The sequence below is a fragment of the Microbulbifer aestuariivivens genome (assembly GCF_039545115.1).
GTDB lineage: Bacteria > Pseudomonadota > Gammaproteobacteria > Pseudomonadales > Cellvibrionaceae > Microbulbifer > Microbulbifer aestuariivivens.
Genome location: NZ_BAABRT010000007.1, coordinates 1 through 24,998, shown reverse-complemented (window position 1 = coordinate 24,998; position 24,998 = coordinate 1). Strand labels below are relative to the sequence as shown.

General features: G+C 59.6%; 24 protein-coding genes. 18 read left to right on the top strand and 6 right to left on the bottom strand.

The annotated features are described in order from the left end of the window. The first annotated feature begins 189 nt into the window (after window positions 1-189). Entirely contained in the window at window positions 190-2,931 is a 2,742-nt protein-coding gene (gene polA / locus ABEA58_RS05640) for a DNA polymerase I (protein ID WP_345549642.1), read from the top strand. 267 nt (window positions 2,932-3,198) lie between these two features. On the opposite strand, the gene ABEA58_RS05635 is transcribed toward polA, so the two are convergent. Then, entirely contained in the window at window positions 3,199-4,257 is a 1,059-nt protein-coding gene (locus ABEA58_RS05635; RefSeq protein WP_345549641.1) for a hypothetical protein, read from the bottom strand. A 78-nt stretch (window positions 4,258-4,335) separates the two neighbouring features. Between ABEA58_RS05635 and ABEA58_RS05630 the strand changes: the two genes are divergently transcribed. Together ABEA58_RS05630 and ABEA58_RS05625 are read left to right on the top strand one after the other, a co-directional pair. Beyond that, window positions 4,336-5,016: a phosphoribosyltransferase gene (locus ABEA58_RS05630; RefSeq protein ID WP_345549852.1), complete on the top strand. Its 681-nt coding sequence runs from the start codon at window positions 4,336-4,338 to the stop codon at window positions 5,014-5,016. A 65-nt stretch (window positions 5,017-5,081) separates the two neighbouring features. Continuing rightward, window positions 5,082-6,056 (top strand): ribose-phosphate diphosphokinase, encoded by a 975-nt coding sequence (locus tag ABEA58_RS05625; protein ID WP_345549640.1) that lies wholly within the window; start codon window positions 5,082-5,084, stop codon window positions 6,054-6,056. Window positions 6,057-7,133: 1,077 nt separating this feature from the next. Here the strand turns inward: ABEA58_RS05625 and yihA are convergent. Next, the gene (gene yihA / locus ABEA58_RS05620) at window positions 7,134-7,763 is read right to left on the bottom strand and encodes a ribosome biogenesis GTP-binding protein YihA/YsxC (protein ID WP_345549638.1); all 630 of its coding nucleotides are present in this window, start codon (window positions 7,761-7,763) and stop codon (window positions 7,134-7,136) included. 144 nt (window positions 7,764-7,907) lie between these two features. On the opposite strand from yihA, the gene ABEA58_RS05615 reads away from it, so the two are divergent. The 6 genes from ABEA58_RS05615 (at window position 7,908) to ABEA58_RS05590 (ending at window position 12,508) form a co-directional block, all read left to right on the top strand. After that, the gene (locus ABEA58_RS05615; protein ID WP_345549636.1) at window positions 7,908-8,573 is read left to right on the top strand and encodes a c-type cytochrome; all 666 of its coding nucleotides are present in this window, start codon (window positions 7,908-7,910) and stop codon (window positions 8,571-8,573) included. A 146-nt stretch (window positions 8,574-8,719) separates the two neighbouring features. Further along, window positions 8,720-9,406 carry a thiol:disulfide interchange protein DsbA/DsbL gene (locus ABEA58_RS05610; RefSeq protein WP_345549634.1) on the top strand — a complete coding sequence of 229 codons (687 nt, stop codon included), beginning with the start codon at window positions 8,720-8,722 and terminating at the stop codon, window positions 9,404-9,406. Window positions 9,407-9,937: 531 nt separating this feature from the next. Continuing rightward, window positions 9,938-10,432: a hypothetical protein gene (locus tag ABEA58_RS05605; protein WP_345549633.1), complete on the top strand. Its 495-nt coding sequence runs from the start codon at window positions 9,938-9,940 to the stop codon at window positions 10,430-10,432. Window positions 10,433-10,582: 150 nt separating this feature from the next. Beyond that, window positions 10,583-11,275 (top strand): hypothetical protein, encoded by a 693-nt coding sequence (locus ABEA58_RS05600; protein ID WP_345549632.1) that lies wholly within the window; start codon window positions 10,583-10,585, stop codon window positions 11,273-11,275. Between the two features lie 64 nt (window positions 11,276-11,339). Further along, window positions 11,340-11,750, top strand: coding sequence for an ACT domain-containing protein (locus ABEA58_RS05595; protein ID WP_345549630.1), 411 nt, complete (start codon window positions 11,340-11,342; stop codon window positions 11,748-11,750). A gap of 20 nt (window positions 11,751-11,770) precedes the next feature. Beyond that, entirely contained in the window at window positions 11,771-12,508 is a 738-nt protein-coding gene (locus ABEA58_RS05590; protein WP_345549628.1) for a hypothetical protein, read from the top strand. 234 nt (window positions 12,509-12,742) lie between these two features. Here the strand turns inward: ABEA58_RS05590 and ABEA58_RS05585 are convergent, their stop codons facing one another. Continuing rightward, entirely contained in the window at window positions 12,743-13,864 is a 1,122-nt protein-coding gene (locus ABEA58_RS05585) for a peptidase C39 family protein (protein WP_345549626.1), read from the bottom strand. A 151-nt stretch (window positions 13,865-14,015) separates the two neighbouring features. Here ABEA58_RS05585 and ABEA58_RS05580 point away from each other — a divergent pair, with 151 nt between their 5' ends. Continuing rightward, entirely contained in the window at window positions 14,016-15,497 is a 1,482-nt protein-coding gene (locus ABEA58_RS05580; RefSeq protein ID WP_345549624.1) for a RimK family protein, read from the top strand. A 48-nt stretch (window positions 15,498-15,545) separates the two neighbouring features. Here the strand turns inward: ABEA58_RS05580 and ABEA58_RS05575 are convergent, their stop codons facing one another. Next, window positions 15,546-16,427: a LysR family transcriptional regulator gene (locus ABEA58_RS05575; RefSeq protein ID WP_345549623.1), complete on the bottom strand. Its 882-nt coding sequence runs from the start codon at window positions 16,425-16,427 to the stop codon at window positions 15,546-15,548. A gap of 125 nt (window positions 16,428-16,552) precedes the next feature. Between ABEA58_RS05575 and ABEA58_RS05570 the strand changes: the two genes are divergently transcribed. Continuing rightward, on the top strand, window positions 16,553-17,329 hold the full coding sequence (locus ABEA58_RS05570; RefSeq protein ID WP_345549621.1) for a ferredoxin--NADP reductase: 777 nt from the start codon (window positions 16,553-16,555) through the stop codon (window positions 17,327-17,329). 215 nt (window positions 17,330-17,544) lie between these two features. Next, window positions 17,545-18,111, top strand: coding sequence for a lipocalin family protein (locus ABEA58_RS05565; RefSeq protein WP_345549619.1), 567 nt, complete (start codon window positions 17,545-17,547; stop codon window positions 18,109-18,111). Between the two features lie 93 nt (window positions 18,112-18,204). Here the strand turns inward: ABEA58_RS05565 and ABEA58_RS05560 are convergent, their stop codons facing one another. Next, the gene (locus tag ABEA58_RS05560; RefSeq protein ID WP_345549617.1) at window positions 18,205-19,617 is read right to left on the bottom strand and encodes a nicotinate phosphoribosyltransferase; all 1,413 of its coding nucleotides are present in this window, start codon (window positions 19,615-19,617) and stop codon (window positions 18,205-18,207) included. A 303-nt stretch (window positions 19,618-19,920) separates the two neighbouring features. Here ABEA58_RS05560 and ABEA58_RS05555 point away from each other — a divergent pair, with 303 nt between their 5' ends. From ABEA58_RS05555 to ABEA58_RS05530, 6 genes are all read left to right on the top strand, one after another. After that, complete coding sequence (locus ABEA58_RS05555; protein ID WP_345549615.1) at window positions 19,921-20,316, top strand: hypothetical protein; 396 nt, start codon at window positions 19,921-19,923, stop codon at window positions 20,314-20,316. Window positions 20,317-20,345: 29 nt separating this feature from the next. After that, window positions 20,346-21,008, top strand: coding sequence for a PspA/IM30 family protein (locus tag ABEA58_RS05550; protein ID WP_345549613.1), 663 nt, complete (start codon window positions 20,346-20,348; stop codon window positions 21,006-21,008). Next, window positions 21,008-21,667 (top strand): YqiJ family protein, encoded by a 660-nt coding sequence (locus ABEA58_RS05545; RefSeq protein ID WP_345549611.1) that lies wholly within the window; start codon window positions 21,008-21,010, stop codon window positions 21,665-21,667. The genes ABEA58_RS05550 and ABEA58_RS05545 overlap by 1 nt, the downstream gene beginning before the upstream one ends. A gap of 54 nt (window positions 21,668-21,721) precedes the next feature. Next, window positions 21,722-23,386, top strand: a complete 1,665-nt coding sequence (locus tag ABEA58_RS05540; protein ID WP_345549609.1) for a flotillin family protein — start codon at window positions 21,722-21,724, stop codon at window positions 23,384-23,386. A gap of 48 nt (window positions 23,387-23,434) precedes the next feature. Then, a complete protein-coding gene (locus ABEA58_RS05535; protein ID WP_345549607.1) occupies window positions 23,435-23,635 on the top strand; it encodes a hypothetical protein in 201 nt (66 codons plus the stop codon). Between the two features lie 155 nt (window positions 23,636-23,790). Then, entirely contained in the window at window positions 23,791-24,351 is a 561-nt protein-coding gene (locus ABEA58_RS05530; protein WP_345549605.1) for a TFIIB-type zinc ribbon-containing protein, read from the top strand. Between the two features lie 252 nt (window positions 24,352-24,603). On the opposite strand, the gene ABEA58_RS05525 is transcribed toward ABEA58_RS05530, so the two are convergent. Beyond that, a partial coding sequence (locus tag ABEA58_RS05525; RefSeq protein WP_345549603.1) for a transposase occupies window positions 24,604-24,998 on the bottom strand: 395 nt, incomplete at its 5' end.

Below are 24,998 nucleotides of genomic sequence, written 5' to 3'. Positions count from 1 at the left end.
CAGCCCTGTAACAGCCCTGTAACAGCTCTCCAAGTGTTCTTTAAAAGCCTAGAAGTGCCGGGTCAGATTGCCGCTGGGTCTGCGGTGACTGCCACGCTGCTGTCGACCGGGCGAGCGAAAAAGTCAGATCGCGGGTATCCTGTCGCGCATATCGAGAACCCATGAAGTCATTCCAGTTTGCGGAAATTTATGAGTAAAAATGCGTCCAGCGCCGCGCCACTGATTCTGGTGGACGGATCTTCCTACCTCTACCGCGCTTTCCACGCCCTGCCACCGCTGACCACCAGTGACGGCCGCCCCACCGGTGCCGTGCGCGGCGTCATCAGCATGCTGCGCCGCCATCTGCGCGAGCACCCGGACAGCACTGTCGCCGTGGTTTTCGACGCCAAGGGCAAGACATTCCGCGATGAACTGTTCGAGGATTACAAATCCCACCGCCCGCCGATGCCCGACGACTTGCGCGCGCAGATCCAGCCCATCCACGACATCATCGACGCCATGGGGCTGCCGCGGCTGGTGATTGACGGTGTGGAGGCGGACGATGTGATCGGCACCCTCGCCCTGCAGGCGCAACAGCAGGGGCAGCAGGTGATCATCTCCACCGGCGACAAGGACATGGCGCAGCTGGTGCGCCCGGGCATTACCCTGGTCAACACCATGTCCAATACCGAAATGGACACCGATGGCGTGCGCGAGAAATTCGGCGTGGGGCCGGAGCTGATCATCGACTTCCTCGCCCTGATGGGGGACAAGTCCGACAACATTCCCGGGGTGCCCGGCGTCGGTGAGAAGACCGCGCTGGCGCTGCTGCAGAACCTGGGCGGCCTCAAGGACATCTATGCCGATCTGGACGCCATCGCGCCCCTCGGCTTCCGCGGCAGCAAGACGCTGGCGAAGAAAATGCAGGAACACCGCGAGGCGGCGGAACTCTCCTACCTGCTGGCCACCATCAAGACCGATGTGGAAATGCCCTACCAGCCACAGGAACTGCACAACGCCGCGCCGGATCGGGACAAGCTGGCGGAACTGTTCACCGCGATGGAATTCCGCGGCTGGCTGGAGGAGCTGGGTCGGGGTGAGGACACCGCCGCAGCGATGCCGGAGGCGATGCAGGAGGCGGTAGCGCGGGAATACGAGGTGGTCACCGAGCAGAAAGTCTTCGATGCCTGGCTGCAAAAACTGCAGGCGGCGGAGATTTTCGCCTTCGATACCGAAACCACCAGCCTCAACTATATGCAGGCCAAGCTGGTGGGGGTGTCCTTCGCGGTGGAGCCCGGCAAGGCCGCCTATGTGCCGCTGGCCCACGATTATATGGGCGCGCCGCCGCAGCTGCCCTTCGACGCGACGCTGGCGAGCCTCAAGCCCCTGCTTGAGGACCCCGCACAGAAGAAAGTGGGGCAGAACCTGAAGTACGACAGCCATATCCTCGCCAACTACGGTATTGCGCTGCGCGGCATCGCCCGCGACACCATGCTGGAGTCCTATGTGCTCGACAGCACCGCCAGCCGCCACGATATGGACAGCCTCGCGCTCAAGTATCTGGGCGAGAAGACGGTGCACTTCGAGGATATTGCCGGCAAGGGCGCCAAGCAGCTCACCTTCAACCAGATCGAGCTGGATAAGGCCGGCCCCTACGCCGCCGAGGATGCGGATATCACCCTGCGCCTGCACCGCGAGCTGAGCAGCCGGCTGGCGGAGATTCCGTCACTGGCGCGGGTGCTCGACGAGATCGAGATGCCGCTGCTGCCGGTGCTGGCGCGCATCGAGCGCAACGGCGCCTATGTGGATGCCAGGATGCTGGCGGCGCAGAGCGCCGAGCTGGAACAGAAGATGAGTGAGCTGCAGCAGAAGGCCTTTGCCGAGGCCGGCGAAGAGTTCAACCTGAGCTCCCCCAAGCAGCTGGGCCATATCCTGTTCGAGAAGCTCGAGATCCCGGTGATCAAGAAAACCCCCAAGGGTGCCCCCTCCACCGCGGAGGCGGTGCTGCAGGAACTGGCCCACGACCACGCCCTGCCGGCTTTGATTATGGAGTACCGCGGGCTGGCCAAGCTTAAGAACACCTATACCGACAAGCTGCCGAAGATGATCGACCCGGGCACCGGCCGCGTGCACACCTCCTATCACCAGGCGGTGGCGGCCACCGGGCGGCTGTCTTCCAGCGATCCCAACCTGCAGAATATTCCGATCCGCAGCCCGGAGGGCCGCCGCATCCGCCAGGCCTTTGTGGCGCCGGAGGGCAGCGTCATCATCGCCGCCGACTACTCGCAGATCGAGCTGCGCATCATGGCGCATCTGTCCGCGGACAAGGGGCTTGTAGACGCCTTCGCCCACGGCGCCGACATTCATCGCGCCACCGCCGCGGAGGTCTTCGAGGTGCCCGCCAGTGAGGTGACCGACGAGCAGCGCCGGCGCGCCAAGGCGATCAACTTCGGGCTGATCTACGGCATGTCCGCCTTCGGCCTGGCCCGCCAGCTGGGTATTCCCCGCGCCGATGCGCAGACCTATATCGACCGTTATTTCGAGCGCTACCCCGGCGTGCTGCGCTATATGGAAAACACCCGCAAGCAGGCCGCCGAAGAGGGTTACGTGGAAACCCTGTTCGGCCGCCGCCTCTACCTGCCGGACATCAAGGCCCGCAATGGCGCATTGCGCCAGGCGGCCGAGCGCACCGCCATCAATGCGCCGATGCAGGGCAGCGCGGCGGATATCATCAAGCGCGCCATGATCGATGTGGATGCGTGGCTCACGGGGGCGCAGCTGCAGGGCAAACTGATCATGCAGGTGCACGATGAACTGGTACTGGAAGTACCCGAGGCCGAGGTGCAGGCAGTGCGCGAGGGTCTGATCGCGCGCATGCAGGGCGCCGCCGAGCTGCACGTGCCGCTGATTGTGGATGTCGGCCAGGGGGCCAACTGGGACGAGGCCCACTGACCCGGGCGCGGAGTTATGTCTCTGCGCTCATTCCCTGGCGGTATGGGCGCAGGGGGCGGGGCGATTAGCGGCGTGAAACTTTTTTACAGTTTTTCGGGAACCAAGGGCAAAAGGCGCGCTCTAAACAGGCAGATCGTTGGAATGCGTCATCATCCCCCCTAGGAAGTCAGATATTACCCCGGACCCCCAAGGCCGGGGTTTTTTTTGCCTGTGGTTTTCCCGGGTGATTGCCAAGCGGCTTCGCCGCTTGGCACCCGCAGGTAGCTGTTACAGGCGGTGGGCGTAGTCTCTGGCGGACTGCAGATAGCGCTGGGTTTTCTGCCGCCAGCGCTCAGGTTGCGCCACATTGGCGTCGAGCAGGTGTGCGCCGGCCAGCTGCCCGCGCAGCAGCGCCCGGTAGGCGCGGTAAAACCAGCACAGTCGTTCCGGCGCCTGATCGGCGCATTCGCCGGCATAGGTCGCGGCAATAAACTCCGACAGATCCGCCCGCCCCAGCAGCTCGCACTCCAGGGCCAGGTAGCCCACCTCGTCCAGCGGGTCCACACAGCGCAGGTCGCGGCTGAACTCCAGGCAGTCGATGATCTGCGGTGGGGTGCTGAGGAAGCAGTGTTCCGGGCGCAGGTCGCCATGTCCCTCGAGGATGCGGCCGCCCTCGGCCCGTTGGGCCAGCAGGTCTGTGCTGTGGTCGACGAACCGCAGTAGGTCCGACGCCAGCGGATTGATTGTCCTCGGGTCGAGCGCCAGCCCCGGCAGTAACAGCTGGCGCCACAAGGCGCCGATCTGGCGGCGCAGATGGGCCAGATACTGATCGCCGCTCATGGCTATCGGTTGCGAATCGCGGTAAAAGTCACACAGGCGCCGCAGCAGGGGGGAGAGAGCCTGTTTCGGCACGGCGCCGATCTGCTGCGCCAGACAGTCAGCCTCCGGCAGGCGTCGCATCTGCACCAGCCACTCCACCGCCACGCCATCTCCTCCATCCCCGCCATCTCTTGCATGACCGTCATCCAGATACAGTGCGCCCCCGGGCAGCAGGCGCAGCGCGGCCAGTTTCAGGTACACATCATCGGTGAGCCGCCGGTTCAGGCGCAGCTCGTCATTTAATACGCCGTAACGCTTGTCCAGACTGCTGAAATCCAGATAGCTGCTGCGCACCGGCTTTTTCATCTTGTAGGCGTGCTGATCGGTGAGAAATACCCGCGCCATATGGGTTTCCACCATGGTTACCCGGGTGGTGGCTGCGCCGTAACTGGCGGGGTCGAGCAGGAAGCGGGTCTTTTCTTCAAGACCTGGCTGGTTCGACGGTGTCGGGCTGAGTGTCACGGCCATGGTTCGTTTTCCGGGCGGCTGCATTTGCTAGTCTAGTTTTATCCACAGCAATGCAACGCCGCGGGAGTCGCCGCCGTGATGGAGCCGTTTACCGATCGCAGCGAGGCCGGGCGCATGCTGGCAGAGACGCTCAAGGACCTGGCGGGCCGGGAGGACGTTATTCTGCTGGCGCTGCCCCGGGGCGGCGTGCCGGTGGCGCTGGAGCTGGCGCGGGCTCTGCGGGTGCCGCTGGATCTGCTGCTGGTGCGCAAACTGGGGGTGCCGGGCCACGAGGAACTGGCCATGGGCGCCATCACCGCCACCGCCCGGGTGCTGAACGACACTGTGCTGGCGAGTTGTGCAATCCCCGCAGCGGCGCTGGAGGCGGAGACGCAGGCCCAGCAGCAGGAACTGCAGCGCCGTTGCCGCCGTTACCGGGGCGACAGGCCGCCGCCGGCGCTGACCGGCAAGATGGTGGTACTGGTGGATGACGGTATTGCCACCGGCGCCACCATGGAGGCGGCGGCGCGGGCCGTGAGGGCGGAAAAACCGGCCGGGCTGATTTTGGCGGTGCCGGTGGCGCCCGCCGATACGCTGCAGCGTTTCGCAACGCTGGTGGACCGCATGGAGTGCCTGCAGGTACCGCGGGACTTCTGGGCCATCGGCGCCTGGTACCGGGAGTTTCCCCAGCTGACCGACGAACAGGTGCTGGAACAGCTGCGCCAGGCGGAGCGACTGGCGGCGAGTGGCTCTGGGCTCGGGGGAGCAGACAGCGAATGAAACGAATGCAGCGAATAAAAAACACCGACAGTCCCTCCTTCGCCACACTGCCCGCCTGAACCCAAATGACCCTATCGCAATTGAGAATCTTCAGCCTCGATGCCGGTGCGCCACTGGCGCAAGCGGTGGCCGGTCAGCTGGGTGTCCAGCGCTGCCAACACGAGGAGCGGGCTTTCAGCGACGGCGAACACAAGCTGCGGCCGTTAGAGGATGTGGAGGGCGCCGATGTCTATGTGGTGCAGTCCCTCTATGGCAGCGCCGACAGCAGTGTGGATGACAAACTGGTGCGGCTGCTGTTCTTTATCGCCACCCTGCGGGATGGGGGTGCAGGGCGCGTGACCGCCGTGGTGCCCTACCTCTGTTATGGGCGCAAGGACCGCCGCACCAAGTTGCGCGATCCGCTCTCCAGCCGCTACCTGGCGTGCCTGTTCGAGGCCATGGGCGCCGACGCCGTGGTGACGGTAGATGCCCACAATCAGGCCGCGTTTGAAAATGCGTTTCGCTGCCGAACCCTGCACCTGCCGGCACAGCCGCTGTTTGTGGATTTCGCCGCAGGCCGCCTGCGCCATGAAAAACGCCCATTGGTGGTCGCGTCCCCGGATGTTGGCGGCGTCAAGCGGGCCGAGGCCCTGCGACTGGCGTTGGGGGAGCGGCTCGGTCGGGAGATCGGGCGTGCGTTTGTGGAAAAGTATCGCAGTGGCGGACAGCTGAGTGGCGGCACCCTGGCAGGCGACGTGCGCGGGGCCGCGGTACTGGTGATCGACGACCTGATCTCCGGAGGCGGTACCATCGAGCGCGCCACTGCCGCCCTGCGCAATGCCGGCGCCGCGCGGATACTGGTGGCCGCCAGCCACGGCCAGTTTGGCGGCGATGCGCGCAAACGTCTCGGCGCGCTCAGTCTTGATGAAATAGCCGTGACCGACACGCTGCCGCAGGGGTTATCTGCCGATGGCATAGTGGTTCTCTCCTGCGCGCCGCTGCTGGCGGAGGCGATTCGACGCCTGCACCGGGGCGGCCCAGCTTGTGAGCTGAGTTTGTGAGCTGAGGTTTGTGAGCTGTATTTGTGGGATTGCCGCTGGAGCACCCCCGCGGGCCATGGCAAAGCCGAAATCAGCCTGCGCCTTAGTCGAGGTGATCTGGGCAAATAAAATAGAAGAAGCAATACAAGAAGCAATACAAGAAGGGATACCGGCAGGCTGAATAAAGCGCGGAGATCCGGCAGGCGGGAACGGGTCAGCGGATTTGTGCGCTTTACGCTTCTTTACGCGGGTTGATGCAGTGCGGCGGAACTGACACCGGTTCGGCCCCTCTAAGAGTACGTATCGTTTGGATAGTGAAAGCGTTTCCCCAAACCCTAAACGCTCTCTTCTCCCACCCCTGAGAAAGTCAGTTCCCCGCCCCGATATTTCCATATCGGGGCTTTTTTTGTGTCTTGTAGGTTTTATGAGTTTTATGGGCGAACCCGGGTCAGCGTATCGGTGCAACCGGAGGTTTGGCTTGTCGAGCGCAGGTTGGGTTTGTCGGTATGGGAGTGAAGTAATCTGCAGTCATAGCTTTTGTCTATGACGATAATTGGGAAGTATGTACCACTAATTCTCTGCGAGATGGGATACCATGCTGCAAAACATGAGACGCCAAGCAGCAAAGAGCAGCAGGGCCGCAGCGAATTGATCGCACTACTGATGCGGAGCTGAAAACTGGACGGATTGCGGCCCCCGGCGCTGAGATTTTGTGGGGGCACAAGGCAGCCGACACTATCGTTGTGATGAGAGGCTAAGGTCTCAAAGTGCTGGCCATCAAACAAGCGAGCAAACACCAACAGCAGTGATCCATTCGTCACAGGCTGGCGAATAAACAGCAAGACACAGGCAGAAACAGTTAGAACCCACAGGTGTGCCCGTCCCCCTGGGCGCGCCTGAAGCAGGTACCCATCCCCAAGGGTACCGACCCCCTGAGCCGACAGCCCCCATCTGTCGGCTTTTTTTTGCCTGTTTTTCGGCGCAGGTGCCGACTCTTGTGAGCCAGGCGTGAGTCAGGTGTGGGGCGGGGGCAATCTGCTGCGCCCGTCTGCTGCCTCGCTCTTTGGCTTTGCCCGCCCGCTTAGCCAGCTTGGCCTGTTATTGCCCATTCACCCGCAGCCACTGGTTCAGGGTTTGTTCCAGCTTGTCGAGGCCGCTGCGTTTAGTGGCAGAGAAAGTCTGCACGGTCACGTCAGTGTCCAGCTCCTGTTCCCGCAGCGCCTTTTCCACCGCAAAACGGATGTTCTGCGCTGGGCCATTCTTCATCTTGTCCGCCTTGGTGAGCAGGATATGGGTGGGCAGCCCCGCCTGTTTGGCCCAGGTCAGCATATGCAGGTCGAATTCCTTCAGAGGCTGGCGGATATCCATCAGCAGCACCAGCCCGCGCAGACACTGGCGCTGTTCCAGATAAAAGGCCAGGTGGCGCTGCCACTCGTCTTTCATGGAGCGGGCCACCTTGGCGTAGCCGTAACCGGGCAGATCCACCAGGCGCTGTGTCTCTGAGACACTGAAGAAGTTAATCAGCTGGGTGCGCCCGGGGGTTTTGGAGGTGCGCGCCAGCTTGCTGTTGCCGGTCAGCGCGTTGATGGCGCTGGACTTGCCCGCATTGGAGCGGCCGGCGAAGGCCACCTCGGCGCCGCTGTCCTCGGGACACTCGGCTACAGTGGGGGCGCTGGTTAAAAATTCTACTGCGCGAAAATTGAGACGCTCTGGTCGTTGTTCTGGCATGGTTTGTCCGCTGGATTCGGTACACTCGGTTGGCGCGCAAGTATATAATGCCGCAGCTATGCGTCGCAGGGGGTTATCTTGAGCGGCGCAATGATCCCGTTTGCGGATCAATATGCCTTATTTCAGCGCGCTATGGGACGACGTATGAACAGCATTGTAAAGACTTCCGCTCTGGCTTTTGGCCTGCTACTGGCCGCGCCTTTCGCCGCGACCTCTGCCATGGCGGCCGAGGGAGACCCAACTGCAGGCAAGGCCAAGGCCGCCACCTGTGCCGCCTGCCACGGCGCAGACGGCAACAGCATTGCCCCGGCCTTCCCGAAAATCGCCGGCTTGGGTGAAAAGTATCTGCACAAGCAGTTGATGGATGTGAAGTCCGGAGAGCGCGAGATCCCGCAGATGATCGGCCAGCTGGACAACCTCAGTGAGCAGGATCTGCGCGATATCGCCGCCTACTTCGATTCCCAGCCGCTGCAGTTGGCCGGTTCCCAGCCCCTGTCGGTGAAGCTCAACAGCGGCGAAACAGTCGACGGTCTGAAGCTGGGCCGCAAGCTGTTCCGCGCCGGCAACCCGGAAACTGGTGTGCCCGCCTGCATGGGCTGTCACTCCCCCACCGGCAAGGGCAACGCTCCGGCGGGCTACCCGCGCCTCGGTGGCCAGTACGCCGAATATCTCGAAGCTCAGCTGAAGGCCTTCCGCGCCGGTGACCGCGCCAACGATGGTGATACCCGCCCGATGCGCTCGGTGGCCAAGTCGCTGTCCGATGCCGAGATCAAGGCGGTATCCCAGTACATGGCGGGTCTGACCGACTGATCCCTCGCCATGCCCTCTCGAAAGGCCGGTCTTGCACCGGCCTTTTTGTTTTTGGCGCGCGCTTCTTGCGCTGTCGCCGGGGAACTTAAATAATCGGCGCTGTCTATTTGATTGGCTTTTGCGCAGAAAAAACGTTGGAGAAGACTATGAGAGCGGTTACCGCCCCCATCATCCTATTGCTGGCGCTGTTGTTCAGCATCACCGCCTGTGCCGAGGACAATGGCCAGTTCAAGGCCGGCCAGCACTATCAGGTGCTGCCGCAGCCGGTACCTCAGCGCGATCAAAGCACGATCGAGGTGACAGAGCTGTTCTGGTACGGCTGCGGACACTGCTATGACTTCGAGCCGCTGCTGAAAAGCTGGAAAGGCGGCATCGCCGAAGGCGTGACAGTGAAAAAGATACCGGCCATCTGGCAGCCGGTTATGGAAATACACGCGCGTATGTTCTACGTGGCCGACGCCATGGGTGTGCTGGACACCATGCACGAGCCGATCTTCAAAGCCATTGCCCAGCAGCGCAAGATGTTTGCCCAGCGCGCCGGCCGCGACTGGAACGCGGATAACGATGCCATCGCCGCTCTGTTTGAAGAGCACGGTGCGGATGGCGAAAAGGCGGTCAAGCTGATGAACTCCTTCGCCGTCAACAGCAAGGTCAAGCAGGGCATGGCCAACCAGCGCGCCTACCAGCTGTCCGGCACGCCGGAAGTCGTGGTGGCGGGCAAGTACCGTATCAGCAGCTCCCTGCCGGGCTTCAAAGGCAAGAGCAATGCCCAGGAGATGATGCTGCAGGTGGCGGACTACCTGATCGAGAAGGAGCGCGCTGAGCGCGGCTGATCGACGCTGCCCCCTGATAGCGAACCCCGCCGCGAGCGGGGTTTTTTATGCCGGCAGCGCCCCGGCGGTCGGGCTCTAGTGTCGTTACTGTGGGTCGCTGGCCCTATCGGTAGCGCTTCCGAATGAATTCATAGACTGCGGGCCCCGGCAGCCTCTCGCTCGATTCCTGCTCTCTCCTCTCCCCTCTCCCTTTTCGCCGGGTTTTATTGGATCCATGCGCGGGCTCAAGTGCTCACCGTTCGTGTTATTTCTTCATATTTTTGCGAAATTACCATCAGATGGTCGATCTTAAGCTCTATTTTCTGCGCAATATCCAGTTTGGGGTGTCGGCTGGGTAGCTGGCGCCGGCTTGCAGTTTTTTGAGGCATCCGCTGCCAGCGAAGGATTTAGCGTCTAGCCTTTTATTCAATAGGGAAGGGAAAACGCGCTCGCGCGATTTTCTTGCGGTGTCCGGTGAGCAACCGGCCCGGCAGGGACAACCGGTGGCCCAGGGTGGTCATCTGTCGCAACCAGCCAACGGTAGAGTCGCGCATGAAGTACCTGCGATACCCTTCTTTCCCCCGTCTCCTGTCTTCACCGCTCCGCAATTGCCGACAGGCGTTACTGGTCTTGCTGCTGCTCTCGAGTGTGCCCATGGCGCTCGCCGAGCAACCCGACCAGCGCTCCTGGGCCGGCAACTGGCTGGTGGTGGGTGAATCCGATCAGCAGCTGGTATGGCAACTGAATGCCGACGGCACCGGTTTTGCCTATGGCTTCCAGCCCAATGGGCGCCTCTCGCACGGTTTTGCCATCAACTGGCAGCTGGATGGCGATCGTGTGCGCGTGCGCACCGGCGCTTCCGTGCGTTGCAGCGGCGGCGTGGTTGCCGTCGCTTTTGTCGGTTGGAGCGCCGCGACCCTCGACTTCGCCATAGTGGATGGTCGCCACTGGCTGCAGCGCAATGGCGGGTTGCTGGCCTTCCAGCGGCGTCTGCAAACCTGGAAGACACCGCGTGCGGGAAATGAGTGCCCGAATCTGGCCAGTTGAAGTGATGACTTTGCGATGTTGGCAGGGGCTGCCGCCCTGGATAAGCGGCATACACAGGTAGCGCAGGGCCGGGGCAGCTCAGGGTCATTCAGGGCCAGCTCAGGGAAGAGTGGAGCGAATGGGAGAAACGCTGTGTCGCAGCGACGCTTTATGTTCGTTGTTGTCCTTATGGGTTTCGCGCTGGCTGCCTCTGCCGCGAACGAAAACGGTGGTCAGCAGGGCAAACAGGATTCCAATGGGAAAAAGATGTCCCCGGGCTGGGGATGGGAGGCGGACTCGCGCCTTGAAGCGAAACAGTGGGTGGGAGACTGGTTGATTTCCCGCGATGGTGAGGCGCGACATGTGTGGAGTCTCAACGCCGATGGCAGTGGGCGTTCCTACGCATTTATCAACAGCCAGAATGGAATGCGCTTTGCCTACGGCTACGACATTCACTGGTACTTCGATCCTTTCACCCAGATGGCCAATATCAAGACCGAACGGCGGATCGTCTGTCGCGGCGGCCGCATCTACCCCTACTTCCTGACGCTCAAATCCTATGAGAGCGACTACGCGGTGCGCGGCAAATTTGCCTGGCAGACCACCTGGACCGAGGCCAGCATCGGTGAAAATCATCTGCACAAGTCGCTGGTGGTGTTCGTGGCACCGCTGTCCGGATGGCACAATCCGGGCAAGGATGCGGCCTGTCCGGAATTTCCCAGTCTGGCAATCGAGCGCGATATCGATGCGGCGCTGGATCGCTGGGAACAGCAGGCGCGTTCAGAAGCGGCCGCGGCGCAAGATCCCGAAGTCGATACCACGCCGGCAGCGGATGAGCCTGAATTCGACGGCAAAGATTTTTAGTGATCCGAACAGGCGCGAGCGCAACGCAAGAGCGCCGACCTCCACTGATTTAGGGCGCACAACCATGAACGCAGAAGTAAGACTCGGCACTCTGTTGCAATCTCTGGAGCCGCAACTGTTGGACGGCTGTTACGTATTCTGCGCGCTCGATGACGAGCAGGCTGAGCGACTCTGGCGCGCCTGCCTGTGCCTGTTCCGTGAGCGGGAGGGCTGGAGCGCGGTCATGGAAAGCGACACGGCCGAGCGCGAAGGTCTGGAGGCCAGTATCGGCTTCAGGCAGATCACCCTGCAGGTTTATTCAAGCCTGCAAGCGGTGGGACTGACGGCGGCGGTTGCCGGTGAGCTCGCCGAGGCCGGCATCAGTGCGAATGTGGTGGCGGCACTCAATCACGATCACATATTCGTGCCGCAAGCGCGCGCGGAGGAGGCCTTGCAGTGCCTGCGTGGGCTGCGCAATCGGGCCCAGTACAGCTGAGGCCACCGGTTCAGGCTGTTATGCGGATCGATTACCCCCTGCCGCAGCCCCATGGCGAAATTCGCCGGCTGTTGCCCGATCTTTTCTATGTGCCCGGTACCGCAAGACTGGGTCCGGGGGTTACCGTGAATCGCAATATGGCGATCCTGCGCTTTGGTGAGGATCTGGTGCTGGTGAACCCGCTGCGCCTGCGCCGCGCCCAGGAAGAAAAACTGGAAGACCTGGGGCGGGTGCGCCACGCGGTGCGGCTTGGCTACTGTCACGGCCGCGACGACTTGTACTATCGCGATCGCTACAGCCTCACCTTCTGGCGACAATCGGATTCCGACCTGTACCCGGCGCCGGCAGCGGACCAGCCATTGCGGGAGGGCGGCAATTGTCCCGTACCGGAGGGCCGGTTCTTTGAATTCAGCCACAGCCGCCATCCAGAAGCCGCGCTTTGGGTGCCCATTAATGGTGGCCTGCTGCTGACCTGTGATGCCTTGCAATACTGGCAGTCGTGGCGGGGGTGCAGCTGGCTGGGGCGCAACCTGATGCGCCTGGCAGGCTTCCGCCGCGGCTTGCAGGTGGCGCCCACCTGGCGTCTGCGCATGACCCCGCGCGGCTGTGATCCGGGCTGCTGGCTGGCTGCGGATTTCGAAAGGCTGCTGGAATTGCCCTTCGCCCATCTACTCGGCGGCCACGGAAATTTCTGTGCCGATACCGCCCATGAGGAGGCAACAATGGCGGTGCGGAAAAGCTTTCCCGGGTTGTATTAGTCGGCCGTAGTTGGTGATGCCGGAAGCCGTAAAAGGGCTTTATATTGTGAGTCTACTCCTGCTTAAGAAAGAAAAAACCAGTGCAAAGTGTCGGACTTATTTGAGATGAGAAAAACTGGCAGTGATTAGCGGGGCGATATCGTTATTGGGATACCTGCGCGATTATCAGTCTGGTGATCTTAACGGTGAATTTGCCGGCAACTGCCTGTTAACAGTACTGAATTGGAAATAGAGCTACTCCCCCCGGCACCTGACCACAACGGCGGTGCGTAATCTCTCGCGGCCGAACAGGGACATTTTGGCGAAGTCATCCCTGGCGATGGGCAGGTATTGATTGTCCAGGGGGTCGCGGCCATCCTCGTTGTCGGGATCGTGGACATAGAGACAGCGCTCATCGATACCGCTCAACGTCACCCAGTGCGGCACACGCTTGCCATCCAGGCGATAAGTGCTGATCAGTAACAGCGCCAACGCCCCCTCTTCCAACCACTGCTGCAGTTGCTGCTGGGTAAAATCCTCGCAATGCACCGGGATGCCCGCTTCACAGGCGGCGCTGCGGTAATCGGCATCCACCTGCCGAATGACTTTTTTTTTCGCTTCCGAGCGCACCCCGTCCACAAACAGTGCCGTGGCCTGATTGAGATACACCCCACAATGGTAGCCGCGCCGTTGCATGGCCAGCGCCAGCCCCAATGGGTGGCAGCCGCCGTGGCCGGAGGTCATGAAAATGGTGGTGGCTTCGCGCCACAGCGCCAGCTCCTCGCTGACCGTGGGGCGGTAGTCTTCATTCAATGCCGCCATGGCCATCATTGCCGCGGCGGGACCGCAGGTGAAATCGGTGGTCTGTCCGTACCAGGGTACCGGCAGGCTGTGAAGATCCGCAGCCGGATAGCGGATGCGTTTCTGCATACGCATGGCATCACCGGCATCCTCGTAATAAGCGGGGTAAAAGCCAAATGTGCGATAGCCCAGCTGCCGGTACAGACTGATTGCGGCGGTATTGCTTGTCGCCACCTCCAGGCGCATAAACAGCCGTCCGCTTTCAATGCCGGCCTGCTCCGCCGCGAGCAGCAGAGTGCGCCCGATTCCGTGGCCGCGCCCCGCTGCGGCGACGGCAAGGGAGTAAAGCCGCGCGAGACGGGTGCCGCGGCGCAGCAGCACCAGTACATACCCGATCAGTTGCCCCTGTGCTTCGGCGACAAGAAAAACGCGGTTGTCCGCATTCACCCAGTGCCGCAGCCGGCGGAGGCTCAGGCGGTCGCCCTGAAAAGTGCTCTGTTCAAGGGCGTGCAATGCCGGCACATCGGTGATAAGTGCGGAGCGGATGGAATAGGGAAACTCGTCGGCAGAGGGCATCAATGGGTCCGCCTCGGGCGGCGCTAGACACCGCGAAAGTGCGGCCGCGCAACATTAGCAAAAACGCAAAAAAAAGATAGGAGGGCTGGGGTTATTCCTCTATCTTTCGCGCAACCAGCCTGTCTCTTTTTCTGTCGAGGCAACTTCCTGCATGACTCAGGTTCTTATCGTCGTCGACCAGCCCGGCGACTGGGCACCCTACTATCCCAGTGAGCGGGTAATCACCTTCTCGGATTACCTGCAGCTACCCGCCCGCCAGCAGCGGGTGCGCATCATTAACCTGTGTGGGGACTACAACTACCGCGCCGAAGGCTATTACTGCTCGCTGCTGGCCGAGGCCAGAAACCACCGGGTACTGCCCAGTGTGCGCACCCTCAACGACCTGTCGGTACCGCAGCTGTACAAGCTGCAGCTGAACCAGGTGGCGCCGGCCTTAAGCAAATTGCGCATGCCGCAAGATGGCGGCACTGAGCTTAGGGTGAAATCCTATTTCGGTTACTGTGCTGAGGCCCCGCTGCAGCCGCTGGCGCGGCTGCTGTTCGATCGCTTTCCCTGCCCGGTATTGGAAATGCGCTTGTCCTGCCTCAGTGGGCAGTGGGAAATCGTCGACCTGCAAATCGGTTCCCATCGGGCATTGGAAGAGACCGAGGAAACCGCCTTTGCCGAGGCCCTCGACCGTTTCAGTAACCAGGTGTGGCGTGCGCCCAAGCGCAGCGACAACAGCCGCTATGATCTGGCGATTCTGGTGAATCCGGAAGAGGCCTTGCCGCCCTCAGACGGGCCGGCGTTGAAAAAGTTTACCAGCGTGGCGCGCGAGCTCGGCTTTGCCGTGGAAATGATTACCGCGGCCGATTACATGCGCCTGCCGGAGTTCGATGCGCTGTTTATCCGCGAAACCACCGCCATCGATCATCACACCTACCGTTTCGCCAAAAAAGCGGAAGCGGAGGGTCTGGTGGTACTGGACGATCCCACCAGTATTTTGCGCTGCACCAACAAGATTTACCTGGCGGATCTGTTCGCAACGCACCGGGTGCCGGCGCCGCGCACCCGCATCCTGCGCCGGGGGGATGAGGCGGGTATCGAGGCCGCGGTGGCGGAGCTGGGTCTGCCGATGGTGGTCAAGATTCCCGATGGCTCCTTCTCCCGCGGCATGGTCAAAGTCCAGGATGAGGGGCAGCTGCGCGACAGCCTCAGGGAACTGTTCGAGGAGTCGAGCCTGCTGCTGGCGCAGGAGTTTCTCTATACGGAATTCGACTGGCGCATCGGCGTACTCAACAACAAGCCCCTGTACGCCTGCCGTTACTACATGGCCAAGAATCACTGGCAGATTTATAACCACGGCGGCGGCAAGACCAGCAGCGGCGGCTTCACCACGCTGCCTACCTTCGAAGTGCCGAAAGCAGTGCTGCAGGCCGCACTGAAGGCGACCAAGCCGATCGGGGACGGATTTTACGGTGTCGATGTGAAGGAATCCGACGGCAAGGGCTATGTGATCGAGGTGAATGACAACCCTTCAATCGACAGCGGTGTCGAGGACAAGTACCTGGGACGGGAGCTCTACCGGTTAATCCTGCAGGAATTCCTGCGCCGGCTGGAGACCCGCCGTGAGGGGCGCACGGCGCGCAGTTGAGATGGGCTCCTGAATGCCGCCGCGGCAATGGGCACTGCCCGCTGCCGCTCAGGCAAGCTCACGGCACAGCTGCAGCCAGCGCTCGATACCGCTGCTGCGGTATTTCTGCCGGTGCAGGACGAAATAAAACTCGCGCTGCAGGTTTCGCTGGGGCACCGGCAGCTCCACCAAGGCGCCGCGTTTCAGGGCATCGGACAGGGACACCCGCGACAGGCAGCTGATGCCGAGGCCGGCCTCCACCGCGCGCTTGATGGCTTCGGTGTGCTGCAGTTCCAGCAGGATATGCAGCTGCGGCAGCAGGCCGGCGACGGCGCGCTCAAAGGTCTGCCGGGTGCCGGAACCCGGCTCGCGCAGAATCCAGGTCGCTTGGCACAGGTCGCGGTCAGAGAGCCGCTTGCGTTGCGCCAGCGGGTGCTGCGGCGCGCAGAAAACCACCAGCTCGTCCTCGCGCCAGGGAATCATCTCCAGGTCCGGGTGGTTGAGCTCCCCCTCGATCAGCCCCAGATCCAGTTCAAAACCCAGCACCTTGTCGGCGATCAGTGCCGTGTTGGCCACTTCCAGTTCCACCCGGGTTCCCGGTTGCTCCGCCATATAGCGCGCCATGATGGCGGCGGCGAGATAGTTGCCGATGGTGAGGGTGGCGCCGATCTTGAGCCGGCCCAGATCACCGTGTGCCGCCAGGGACTGCTCCAGCTCCCGCGCCCGCTCCAGCAGCTCCTCCGCCCGCGGCCACAGTTGCCGGCCGAGTTCATTGAGTCGCAGGCGCTTGCCGGTGCGCTCGAACAGGCGCAGCTCGAACTGTTGCTCGAATTCTTTCAGCGCCGACGAGGCGGCGGATTGGGACATGTTCAGGCTGGCGGCGGCGCGGCTCACATTCTGGTGGTGGGCGCAGGCGAGGAAGACTTCGATCTGCCGCAGGGAGTAGCGCATGGCGGTGGGAGGACCTATATCGAGAAAATAGATAAGGAATATCGGAATATCCCATTTCTCCGATACTAATTCCAGCGCTAAAATTCCATCATTAAGAGAATTCAGGAATAAGTGGTTCTAACCAAATGTCTAATTTGAATATAGAGAAGGTGCTGCAGGTCCACCACTGGAACGACACCCTGTTCAGTTTCAAGACCACCCGCGATACCGGCTTCCGTTTTGAAAACGGCCACTTTGTCATGATCGGCCTGCCGCAGGAGGATGGCCGCCCGCTGATGCGCGCTTATTCCATCGCCAGCGCCAACTATGAAGACGAGCTGGAGTTCTTCAGCATCAAGGTACCCGACGGCCCTCTGACCTCGCGCCTGCAGAAAATCCGGCCCGGCGACGAGATTTTCGTCGGCCGCAAACCCACGGGCACCCTGGTGGCGGACCATCTGCTGCCCGGCAAGCGCCTGTGGCTGCTGTCCACCGGAACCGGCCTGGCGCCTTTCCTCAGTATTATCAAAGATCCGGACGTATACGAGCGCTTCGACCAGGTGATTCTCACCCATGGTGTGCGCTACGTATCGGAGCTGGCCTACCAGGATTACATCGAAAATGAACTGCCGAACCACGAGTATTTCGGCGAGATGGTGCGCGATAAGCTGCTTTATTACCCCACGGTGACCCGCGAGCCCTACCGGAATACTGGCCGGCTGACGGACCTGATGCTGTCCGGCAAGCTGTTCGAGGACCTGGGGGTGCCCACGCCGACGGTTGCCGACGACCGCTTTATGCTCTGCGGCAGCCCCAGCATGCTCAAGGACTTCACAAGCATCCTCGACGACTGGGGGTTCAGCGAAACCCGTGCCGGCAATCCCCGCGAGTATGTGATCGAGCGCGCTTTTGTGGAGAAGTAGCGGGGCCCGGCCGCTGGCGATACCCATAGAGGAATATTGCTGGGGAAGGCCGGGGAAGGCCGGGGAAGAATAGTGCCGGCGCTGCACTAAACTTGTGATGCAGGGGCCATCCTCAGGGATGGCCCCTGTGTTTCAATGTGTGGAGCGCTCCCCGCTCTTCGTCTCTCGCTTAAGGCTGAAGGCTTAAAGCTTCATGCGGTCAAAGGAACTCTCCCATGAATATGAAAAAGTGGCTCTTGTCTCCGCGGTCTCTCCCGCTTCTTCTTCTCTCACTCGCCCTCAGCGCCTGTACCGGCCTTCCGGAAAACGTCGCCCCGGTGCAGGATTTTGCCCTGCAGCGCTATCTGGGCAAATGGTATGAAATCGCCCGGCTGGACCATTCCTTCGAGCGCGGCATGACCCATGTCACCGCCGAGTACAGCCTCAATGCCGATGGCTCCGTGCGGGTGATCAATCGCGGCTTCCAGACCGAGGATGGCGAGTGGGAAAAGGCCGATGGGCGGGCCAAGTTTGTCGGTAGTGACGATGTGGGTCATCTGAAAGTATCCTTTTTCGGGCCCTTCTACGCATCCTATGTGGTGTTCGAACTGGGCGGCGATTACCAATATGCAATGGTGAGCGGTTTCAGCAAGTCCAACCTGTGGATACTAGCCCGCCAGCCGCAGTTGCCGCAGAAAACCCTCGATAAACTGGTGGCGCAGGCGCGCGCCAAGGGTTTCCCCACCGAGCAGCTGATCTTCGTCGATCAGTCGCAGCCGCCCCCTGTGGCCGCGCCCCAGTAAGCTTTTGCAAATACTGAAAATAAGGTGATGGTCCGCTACCAGGTTGTTCTGAGGCTGTTCTCACGCTGTTTTCAGGGCAATATCTGGATAATCTCAAATGCGCGCCTGCGCCCGCACTTCATCGAAGCTGGTATCGAGCAATAGCTGGCCGTTGCGGTAAACCGGCCGCAACAGGTTGTGCCCCATGGCGTGGGATGACAGGCCCTGAGATGATGAGCCGAGCGATTCCAGGCGGACGGTGCGCATGCCCGCGGCCGGGTCCGCCACCAGCGCCAGACGGCCGCGCTTGGACTTTTTTTCCGGCCCGGTAACCGGGTCCTTCCACACATCGTGCCAGTGGCCATCGATGCAGATGGCGCTGGCCTTCATGGCAAAGCTGAGCGTATCGCGATCCACTTTCTGCAACAGCTCGCCGCCCATACCGAAGGTGATATTTTCCGCGCTGATGCGCCGTTCTTTCAACGCCTGCAGAATCTCCGGGATCGAAGAGCGCGAGACACCATCGCCCTGAATCAAGCGGATGAAGTCCGGCAAAATGCGATAACCGTGGGCATTGCGGCGCGCACCAAAAATCCGCATCAGCCGCTCCAGGCTCTCGCTGACAATCGCCACCGGATCGCCGGAATCCGGCCGCACCACCAAAGTGCCGCCGCTGTCGATCACCTGCTGGCGCAGGCTGCCGCCCCAGATATTTTCGATCGCGTGCCAGAGGTCATAACTGTCGCTCACTACCGCCAGCGTGTGCCCGGGGCCGGCAAACCGCCGCAGCATATTGGCGTAGGCGTCTTCCTCGCGGTCTCTGCCCCAGGCGGTCATGGTGCTGTGCTCGGCGGCGGGAATGGAAAACGCCGGCATATCGGCGCCGTAGAAGCGGCGCGCGGCGACCAGCGCGGAGACGGTATCGGTGCCGTGAAAATTCACCAGGTGGGCCATACCACCGAGCATGGCGGATTCAAGACTGCTGGCACCGCGGGCGCCGAAGTCGTGCAGCATGAACTCCAGCCCGGTGCGACTGCCGGCGGTCGCGTCCAGGTAGCCGGCAATCACTTTCTTGATCTCGCGACTCTGGGTGGCAACGGTGACCGGATACCAGATGGCGCGCACCAGCGCGGTCTCAATATAACTGGTGAGCCAGAAGCAGGCCGGATCGGTATTCACCACCTGCAGCATCACATTGTGCAGCGGCACCGGCGTACCCTCAGGAATCGCCGAGATTTCCAACGGCAGCAAGCCGCCGTGGTGGTGCAGGATATGTTCCCAGCCCGCGCGGTGAAAAGGCAGCCCGTGGCTCTTGAAGATAGTTTCCGCCTCGTCGATATCGCCCGCGTGTATGGGTTGCAGCAGGTATTCTTTAACAAACGCCTGCAAGCCGAAAAACACCGCTTCGGAAAAATCACCGCCACGACACTCGATATAACTGCTGATATATTGCGTGCCGGGCGGATACTGCAGGAAGTGGCTCGCCTTATAGCTGTCCACATTGAGGATCAGGTTGTGCGCGGTCATGGCGATCTGGTGTCCTGGTGAAAAAATGCTTAATCCCAGCAAAGCACAGATGTACAAAGCGTAGATTTACGAATGAAGCGATTATTGATATAAGAAGAAAAAAGCGCCATATATGGTGCTGTAATAATCTGTAATTGACCGGTGCGGTCGGCGTGTGTACATTTGTATACGCGTGTTGTCGAAGCGACACGTAACCTATCAATACTGCCGGCGGTACCAGGCAAACGATTACTGGTAACTGTCATGCTCAACAAGTCCCAGTCTATCTCCGCAAGGCTCTCTCCCGAAGACTACGCCTACCTGATGTCCATCGATCGCAATGGCGCGGTTACCCAAAGTGAAAAAGTTCGCGAATTGATTGCTATGGCCCGCGAATCTGTTGGTACGCAGAGTTTTTGCCGTGCCTACATTGCCTCAGCGGAGGCGATATTGCCCTTCAAGGCCCGCTACATGGAAGAGGACCAGCGCAGTCTTTTGGTGGAGGCTCTGTTGGAATTACTGGCAGAGGGTGCTGCAGCAATACAGGGCTGTGCCGCTGAAAAGCCAATGGCGCCGGTGCTGGAGAAGAAAACACTGTCCACCATGGAAGCATTTCTGGAGAAAATCCTGCTGGTTACAACGCAGGAGAACCCGCGAATGGCTAATCCGGATTCCGCCACCCGCATTAAAAAACACCTCGACAGTCTGTTAAATAAATAAGCAAATCCCATCAAGGGAAGGAGATAACAATGAAAGAAGGACTGGTTAAACGCATATCCCGTTTGATATCCGCGTCGGCCAATGCTTTGGTGGATTCTGTTGAAAACGCCACACCACAGTTGGTAATGGAGCAAGCGATCCGAGAAATCGATGACGCAATTGCCGAGGTGCGTGATCAGCTGGGCAAGGCGGAAGCGGCCAAATATCTCAGCAGTAAAGCCCTTAATGACGAAAATAATCGTCACAGTGCACTCTCTGAACAGATTGCTATCGCTGTCAAAGAAAGTCGCGATGATCTGGCCGAAATCGCTATCGCCAAGCAGATGGATATTGAAGCGCAATTACCTGTGCTCGAAAAAGCCATCGCCGATGCTGATGCAGAAATTCATGAACTGAATGCCTATATCAATGCACTGCAGGGTAAGAAGCGTGATATGCGTGAACAGTTGCGGGAATTTGCCAAAGCCAGCGAGCATATTGCCAATGGTTTGAACGGTGAACAGCGCGGTAGTAGCCGCAGCACAGTCGACCTTGTCGATCAGGCAGAAGGCGCATTCAATCGCGTGCTGGAATCCGCGGGCGTTCCCACAATGCAATCCAACGCCGATGCCGGCAAGCTGGCCGAGCTGGAAGAGCTGGCGCGCAATAACCGCATCAAGGAAAGGCTCGCAAAAATCAAGTCGGAGGCCTAATGGCGTTCCTGTTGCAAGACGGCAATCAGCTCTTTACCGGTGCTCTGGTATTGATGCTGATGATCGCGGTATTGGAAGGCGTCATGACCCTGATTGGGGCCGGGTTGTCCGAGCTGCTGGATAACTTGTTGCCGGACATGGATGTTGATTTGGACACACCCGATACGGAGCCTGGGGGTGTCCTGACAAAATTTCTTGGATGGCTGCGCTTCGGTGAAGTGCCGGCACTGATTTTACTGGTAGCTCTTCTGGTCAGCTTTGGTATTACCGGTCTGGTGATCCAAATGTTCGCAGTCTCGCTTATCGGTATTCTGCTGCCGTCTTGGTTACTGGCGATACCGGTGTTGCTTCTTGCCCTGCCGCAGGTGCGCTTTGTCGGCAACGTCTTGCGGCGTTTTGCCGTCGGCGATGAGACCGAAGCGGTGGCTCGTAAAAGCTTTGTTGGCAGGGTGGCGACCATCACTATTGGTGAGGCACGCTCTGGCTCACCGGCGGAGGCCCGTTTTAGTGACGAATTTGGCACCACTCACTACGTGATGGTGGAGCCGGATGTAAATGAAGTATTTACCCAGGGGGAGCAGGTGTTGCTGGTGGAAGAGCGCGGGGTGAATTTCCGAGTGATTCGACCTACTAGCCAGTACCTGGTAGAGAACAATTAAAACAAGGAACGAAGAACAGTGATGCTAATCGATAATTTTTCCACGATTCTATTTATGGCTGGCTCTGTCCTAGTTGGCCTGATCGTCATCGGGACAATCTTTGCGCGCCTCTACACCCGGGCCTCCAAGGAGCGCTCTTTCGTTCGTACCGGTATGGGTGGCCAGAAGGTGATCATGAATGGCGGCGCGCTGGTGTTGCCGGTGTTGCACGAAATAATTCCCGTCAACATGAATACCCTGCGTCTGGCGGTATCGCGCAAGGAGCACCAGGCGTTGATTACCAAAGACCGTATGCGGGTGGACGTACTGGCGGAATTCTATCTGCGTGTAAAACCGGATACGGATGCCATCGCCAATGCCGCACAGACGCTGGGTGTGCGCACTCTGGATCCTGAAGCTCTTAAAGAAATGATTGAGGGCAAGTTCGTGGATGCGCTGCGTTCGGTAGCTGCGGAAATGGAGATGGCTGAATTACATGAACAGCGCAGCCAGTTTGTACAGAAAGTGCAGCAGGTGGTATCGGAAGATCTGTTGAAAAATGGTCTCGAGCTTGAGTCAGTGTCGCTGACCGGTCTCGACCAGACCCACAAGGAATTCTTCAATCAAGACAACGTCTTCGATGCGGAAGGTCTTGCCAGCATGACCCGCTCTATTGAGGCGCGTCGTAAGGAAGTAAATGACGTCGAACAGGAAACCATGGTGCAGATCGAGACCAAGAATCTCGAAGCTGAGCGCCAGAAACTGGAGATCGAAAAGGAGAAACGCTACGCCTACTTGGAACAGCAACGTGAGCTGGAAAATCGCGAGGCGGCACAGAAGGCGGATATCGCCCGTGAACAGGCAGCTCAGGAGCGCGCTGCTCGTCAGGCGGAAATCGAGGCCCAGCGCGAAGTGGACCAGTCCCGAATCGGCGCGGAGCAGGCCACGCGCCTGCTTGAGATCGAGAAAGAAAAACGCCTGCAGGAACAGGAAATCGAGCGCGAGCGCATTCTGGAAGAGCAGCGTATCTCCAAGCAGAAATCCCTAGAAATTGCCGAGCAGGAGCGGGCCATTGCGGTGGCGGAAAAATCCAAGGAGCAGTCGGTCGCCGACCAGCATGCCAATGTCGCCCTAGCGGAAGCGGTAAGAGCGGAAGAGCAGGTGCGCACCGCCAAGGACGTAGAGGTTGCCGAGCGGGACAAGCGCATCGAAATCATCGAGGCGCAAAAAGAAGCGGAGCGACAAGCAACCGCCATCAAGGTGGCTGCCGAAGCGGAAAAATCTGCAGCGGAGGACAAGGCCGAGGCACTGCGACTGCAGGCAGCGGCAGAGGCCGAAGCTGTGCGCATCAAGGTGGAAGCGGATCGCGAGAAGTACGCTGTCGACGCGGAGGGCCAGCGCCTGATGAACGAAGCCCTGAACAGCCTGAGCGAAGCCCAGATCGCTCTCAAGCAGGTGCTCAGCTTGCATGAGAACCTGCCGCAGATTATCCGCGAGAGCGTCAAACCTCTGGAGAGTATCGAGGGCATGAAGATCATTTCGGTGGAAGGGTTAAATGGCATCGATGGCCGTGCGAGCGGTGGCATTCTGGATAGTGATGGCAAGGCCGCTGGCCAGAGCCTGCCCGAGGCGCTGGTAGGCAGTGCGTTGAAACATCGCGCCATGGCACCCTTGGTCGACTCGCTGCTGAAAGAAGCCGGTGTGGGTGAGTTTGCCAAGATGGCTGAAACAGAGAGCTGATAAGCAAACTATTACGGACTAAGTCAAAAAACTATTACGGAGTGTAATATGCCTAAAATCTCAAAAGATGGTGATGGAAAAACATTATATATTGAGCTAAGTATTTATCCTTGTGGTTCAGATCCGGCTAAAAATCTTACGATTTCATGCCCGGATTTAGACACTCAGTTTAAAACAACGTTGTCAGATGAATGCCTACAAAAATTCAAAGAGAAAATACTTTCATTTTATAGTCAGCATGTTCTTTGAGTTATATGTCACCATTTGTACATGGCTGTACAATAAGTTGCAGGTTTGATGTTGCAATTCTGCAGTAGCACTTCGTAATGCTACTGATATTAGGTGATGCTGAATGATACTCGGGGCAGAAGATGCCCCGATTCACGAAAGGAATGCTTAATAAGGTGAAATGTACAAGCTGTAAGTCGGGACTACTAAAGCCGACGTTTATCGATACCATTTTTCGTGGACACACCTGTACTTCCTGCGGGGGTAACTGGATTCTTATTCAGGATTACGTCTCCTGGAAGGAGAAGAATCCGCAGTACCAGTTTGCCGAAAATATCAGCGAGGCAGAGGTCAGCGAGGCCACCGATTCCAAGTCCGCCCTCTTGTGCCCGATTTCCGGCGCGATCATGCAGAAGTTTAAAATCACTGCCGCTTGCGAGCATCGCCTGGACTACAGTGTATCGGTGGGTGGCCTGTGGCTGGACAAGGGGGAGTGGGAACTTCTCAAATCAGAGGGGCTTGCCGGCTCGCTCAATGCGGTTGTCACTCGGCAGTGGCAGAAGAAAATCCGTCAGGAAAGCGCCAGGCAGAGTTTTCAGGATCTCTACAGGGCGAAATTTGGCGAAGAGCTGTATGAGGAAGTCCGCAAGACCCGCGAGTGGCTGCAGTCGCAAACCCAGCAAGCCGATATTCGCGCATATCTGTTGGCCGAGGACCCATACTCCGCCGAAAGGTAGCAGCTGAATCGGGGCGTATATGTCTGAGCAAAGGTGGGATCTACAGTATCCAGGTGCGGCCAGATATGTGGCTGAATGTATACCTGCTTTCTAGCTTTCTAGCTTTCTAGGGAAGCTCTGAACAACTCATGAATTTCCACGCCGCTCTCCGAATCCTCTATTTATTGGCTTCTGGGGTGGAAACCCCCTGTGTATTCCTCTGTTTTCCGTCTGGAATTTGCTTTTCAGCAAACTCCAGGCGGAGTTATCCCGTTATGTCGTCCTATATGAATCTGCCCGCAGTAGATTGGTAAAGCCCGCTAGCAGATACAGTCGATTCGTATTCTTCGCCAAACCGCGATAGCGAACCTTGTCATACCCGAACTGGCGCTTTACCCGATAGAAACAGTGCTCTACTTTCGCCCTGATACTGGCCTTTATTTTTTCTACTTCTGACAAGGGGTCCGAGTTTGACAGCTGTGACCGCTTTCCTGGCCGCATTGCGATATACCAGTCCACATCTCGCTCTGTATGCTCAGGGCGCTTTTCAACACCCTGATAACCCGCGTCACCCCAGACTCGATCTTCGTCACCGTGCAGCAATTGATCGACTTGGGTAATGTCATGCACATTGCCCGGCGTTGTCGTCAGGCTGTGTATCAACCCCA

Excerpts from the sequence above, each read along its gene's own strand:
- ABEA58_RS05570 (WP_345549621.1), top strand. The coding sequence starts at position 16,553 with ATGTCTAATTTGAATATAGAGAAGGTGCTGCAGGTCCACCACTGGAAC.
- ABEA58_RS05540 (WP_345549609.1), top strand. The coding sequence starts at position 21,722 with ATGGCTGGCTCTGTCCTAGTTGGCCTGATCGTCATCGGGACAATCTTT.
- ABEA58_RS05600 (WP_345549632.1), top strand. The coding sequence starts at position 10,583 with ATGTTCGTTGTTGTCCTTATGGGTTTCGCGCTGGCTGCCTCTGCCGCG.
- ABEA58_RS05610 (WP_345549634.1), top strand. The coding sequence starts at position 8,720 with ATGAGAGCGGTTACCGCCCCCATCATCCTATTGCTGGCGCTGTTGTTC.
- ABEA58_RS05550 (WP_345549613.1), top strand. The coding sequence starts at position 20,346 with ATGAAAGAAGGACTGGTTAAACGCATATCCCGTTTGATATCCGCGTCG.
- ABEA58_RS05580 (WP_345549624.1), top strand. The coding sequence starts at position 14,016 with ATGACTCAGGTTCTTATCGTCGTCGACCAGCCCGGCGACTGGGCACCC.
- ABEA58_RS05625 (WP_345549640.1), top strand. The coding sequence starts at position 5,082 with ATGACCCTATCGCAATTGAGAATCTTCAGCCTCGATGCCGGTGCGCCA.
- polA (WP_345549642.1), top strand. The coding sequence starts at position 190 with ATGAGTAAAAATGCGTCCAGCGCCGCGCCACTGATTCTGGTGGACGGA.
- ABEA58_RS05595 (WP_345549630.1), top strand. The coding sequence starts at position 11,340 with ATGAACGCAGAAGTAAGACTCGGCACTCTGTTGCAATCTCTGGAGCCG.
- ABEA58_RS05630 (WP_345549852.1), top strand. The coding sequence starts at position 4,336 with ATGGAGCCGTTTACCGATCGCAGCGAGGCCGGGCGCATGCTGGCAGAG.
- ABEA58_RS05635 (WP_345549641.1), bottom strand. The coding sequence starts at position 4,257 with ATGGCCGTGACACTCAGCCCGACACCGTCGAACCAGCCAGGTCTTGAA.
- ABEA58_RS05565 (WP_345549619.1), top strand. The coding sequence starts at position 17,545 with ATGAATATGAAAAAGTGGCTCTTGTCTCCGCGGTCTCTCCCGCTTCTT.
- ABEA58_RS05555 (WP_345549615.1), top strand. The coding sequence starts at position 19,921 with ATGTCCATCGATCGCAATGGCGCGGTTACCCAAAGTGAAAAAGTTCGC.
- ABEA58_RS05590 (WP_345549628.1), top strand. The coding sequence starts at position 11,771 with ATGCGGATCGATTACCCCCTGCCGCAGCCCCATGGCGAAATTCGCCGG.
- ABEA58_RS05615 (WP_345549636.1), top strand. The coding sequence starts at position 7,908 with ATGAACAGCATTGTAAAGACTTCCGCTCTGGCTTTTGGCCTGCTACTG.
- ABEA58_RS05585 (WP_345549626.1), bottom strand. The coding sequence starts at position 13,864 with ATGCCCTCTGCCGACGAGTTTCCCTATTCCATCCGCTCCGCACTTATC.
- ABEA58_RS05575 (WP_345549623.1), bottom strand. The coding sequence starts at position 16,427 with ATGCGCTACTCCCTGCGGCAGATCGAAGTCTTCCTCGCCTGCGCCCAC.
- yihA (WP_345549638.1), bottom strand. The coding sequence starts at position 7,763 with ATGCCAGAACAACGACCAGAGCGTCTCAATTTTCGCGCAGTAGAATTT.
- ABEA58_RS05605 (WP_345549633.1), top strand. The coding sequence starts at position 9,938 with ATGAAGTACCTGCGATACCCTTCTTTCCCCCGTCTCCTGTCTTCACCG.
- ABEA58_RS05560 (WP_345549617.1), bottom strand. The coding sequence starts at position 19,617 with ATGACCGCGCACAACCTGATCCTCAATGTGGACAGCTATAAGGCGAGC.
- ABEA58_RS05545 (WP_345549611.1), top strand. The coding sequence starts at position 21,008 with ATGGCGTTCCTGTTGCAAGACGGCAATCAGCTCTTTACCGGTGCTCTG.
- ABEA58_RS05535 (WP_345549607.1), top strand. The coding sequence starts at position 23,435 with ATGCCTAAAATCTCAAAAGATGGTGATGGAAAAACATTATATATTGAG.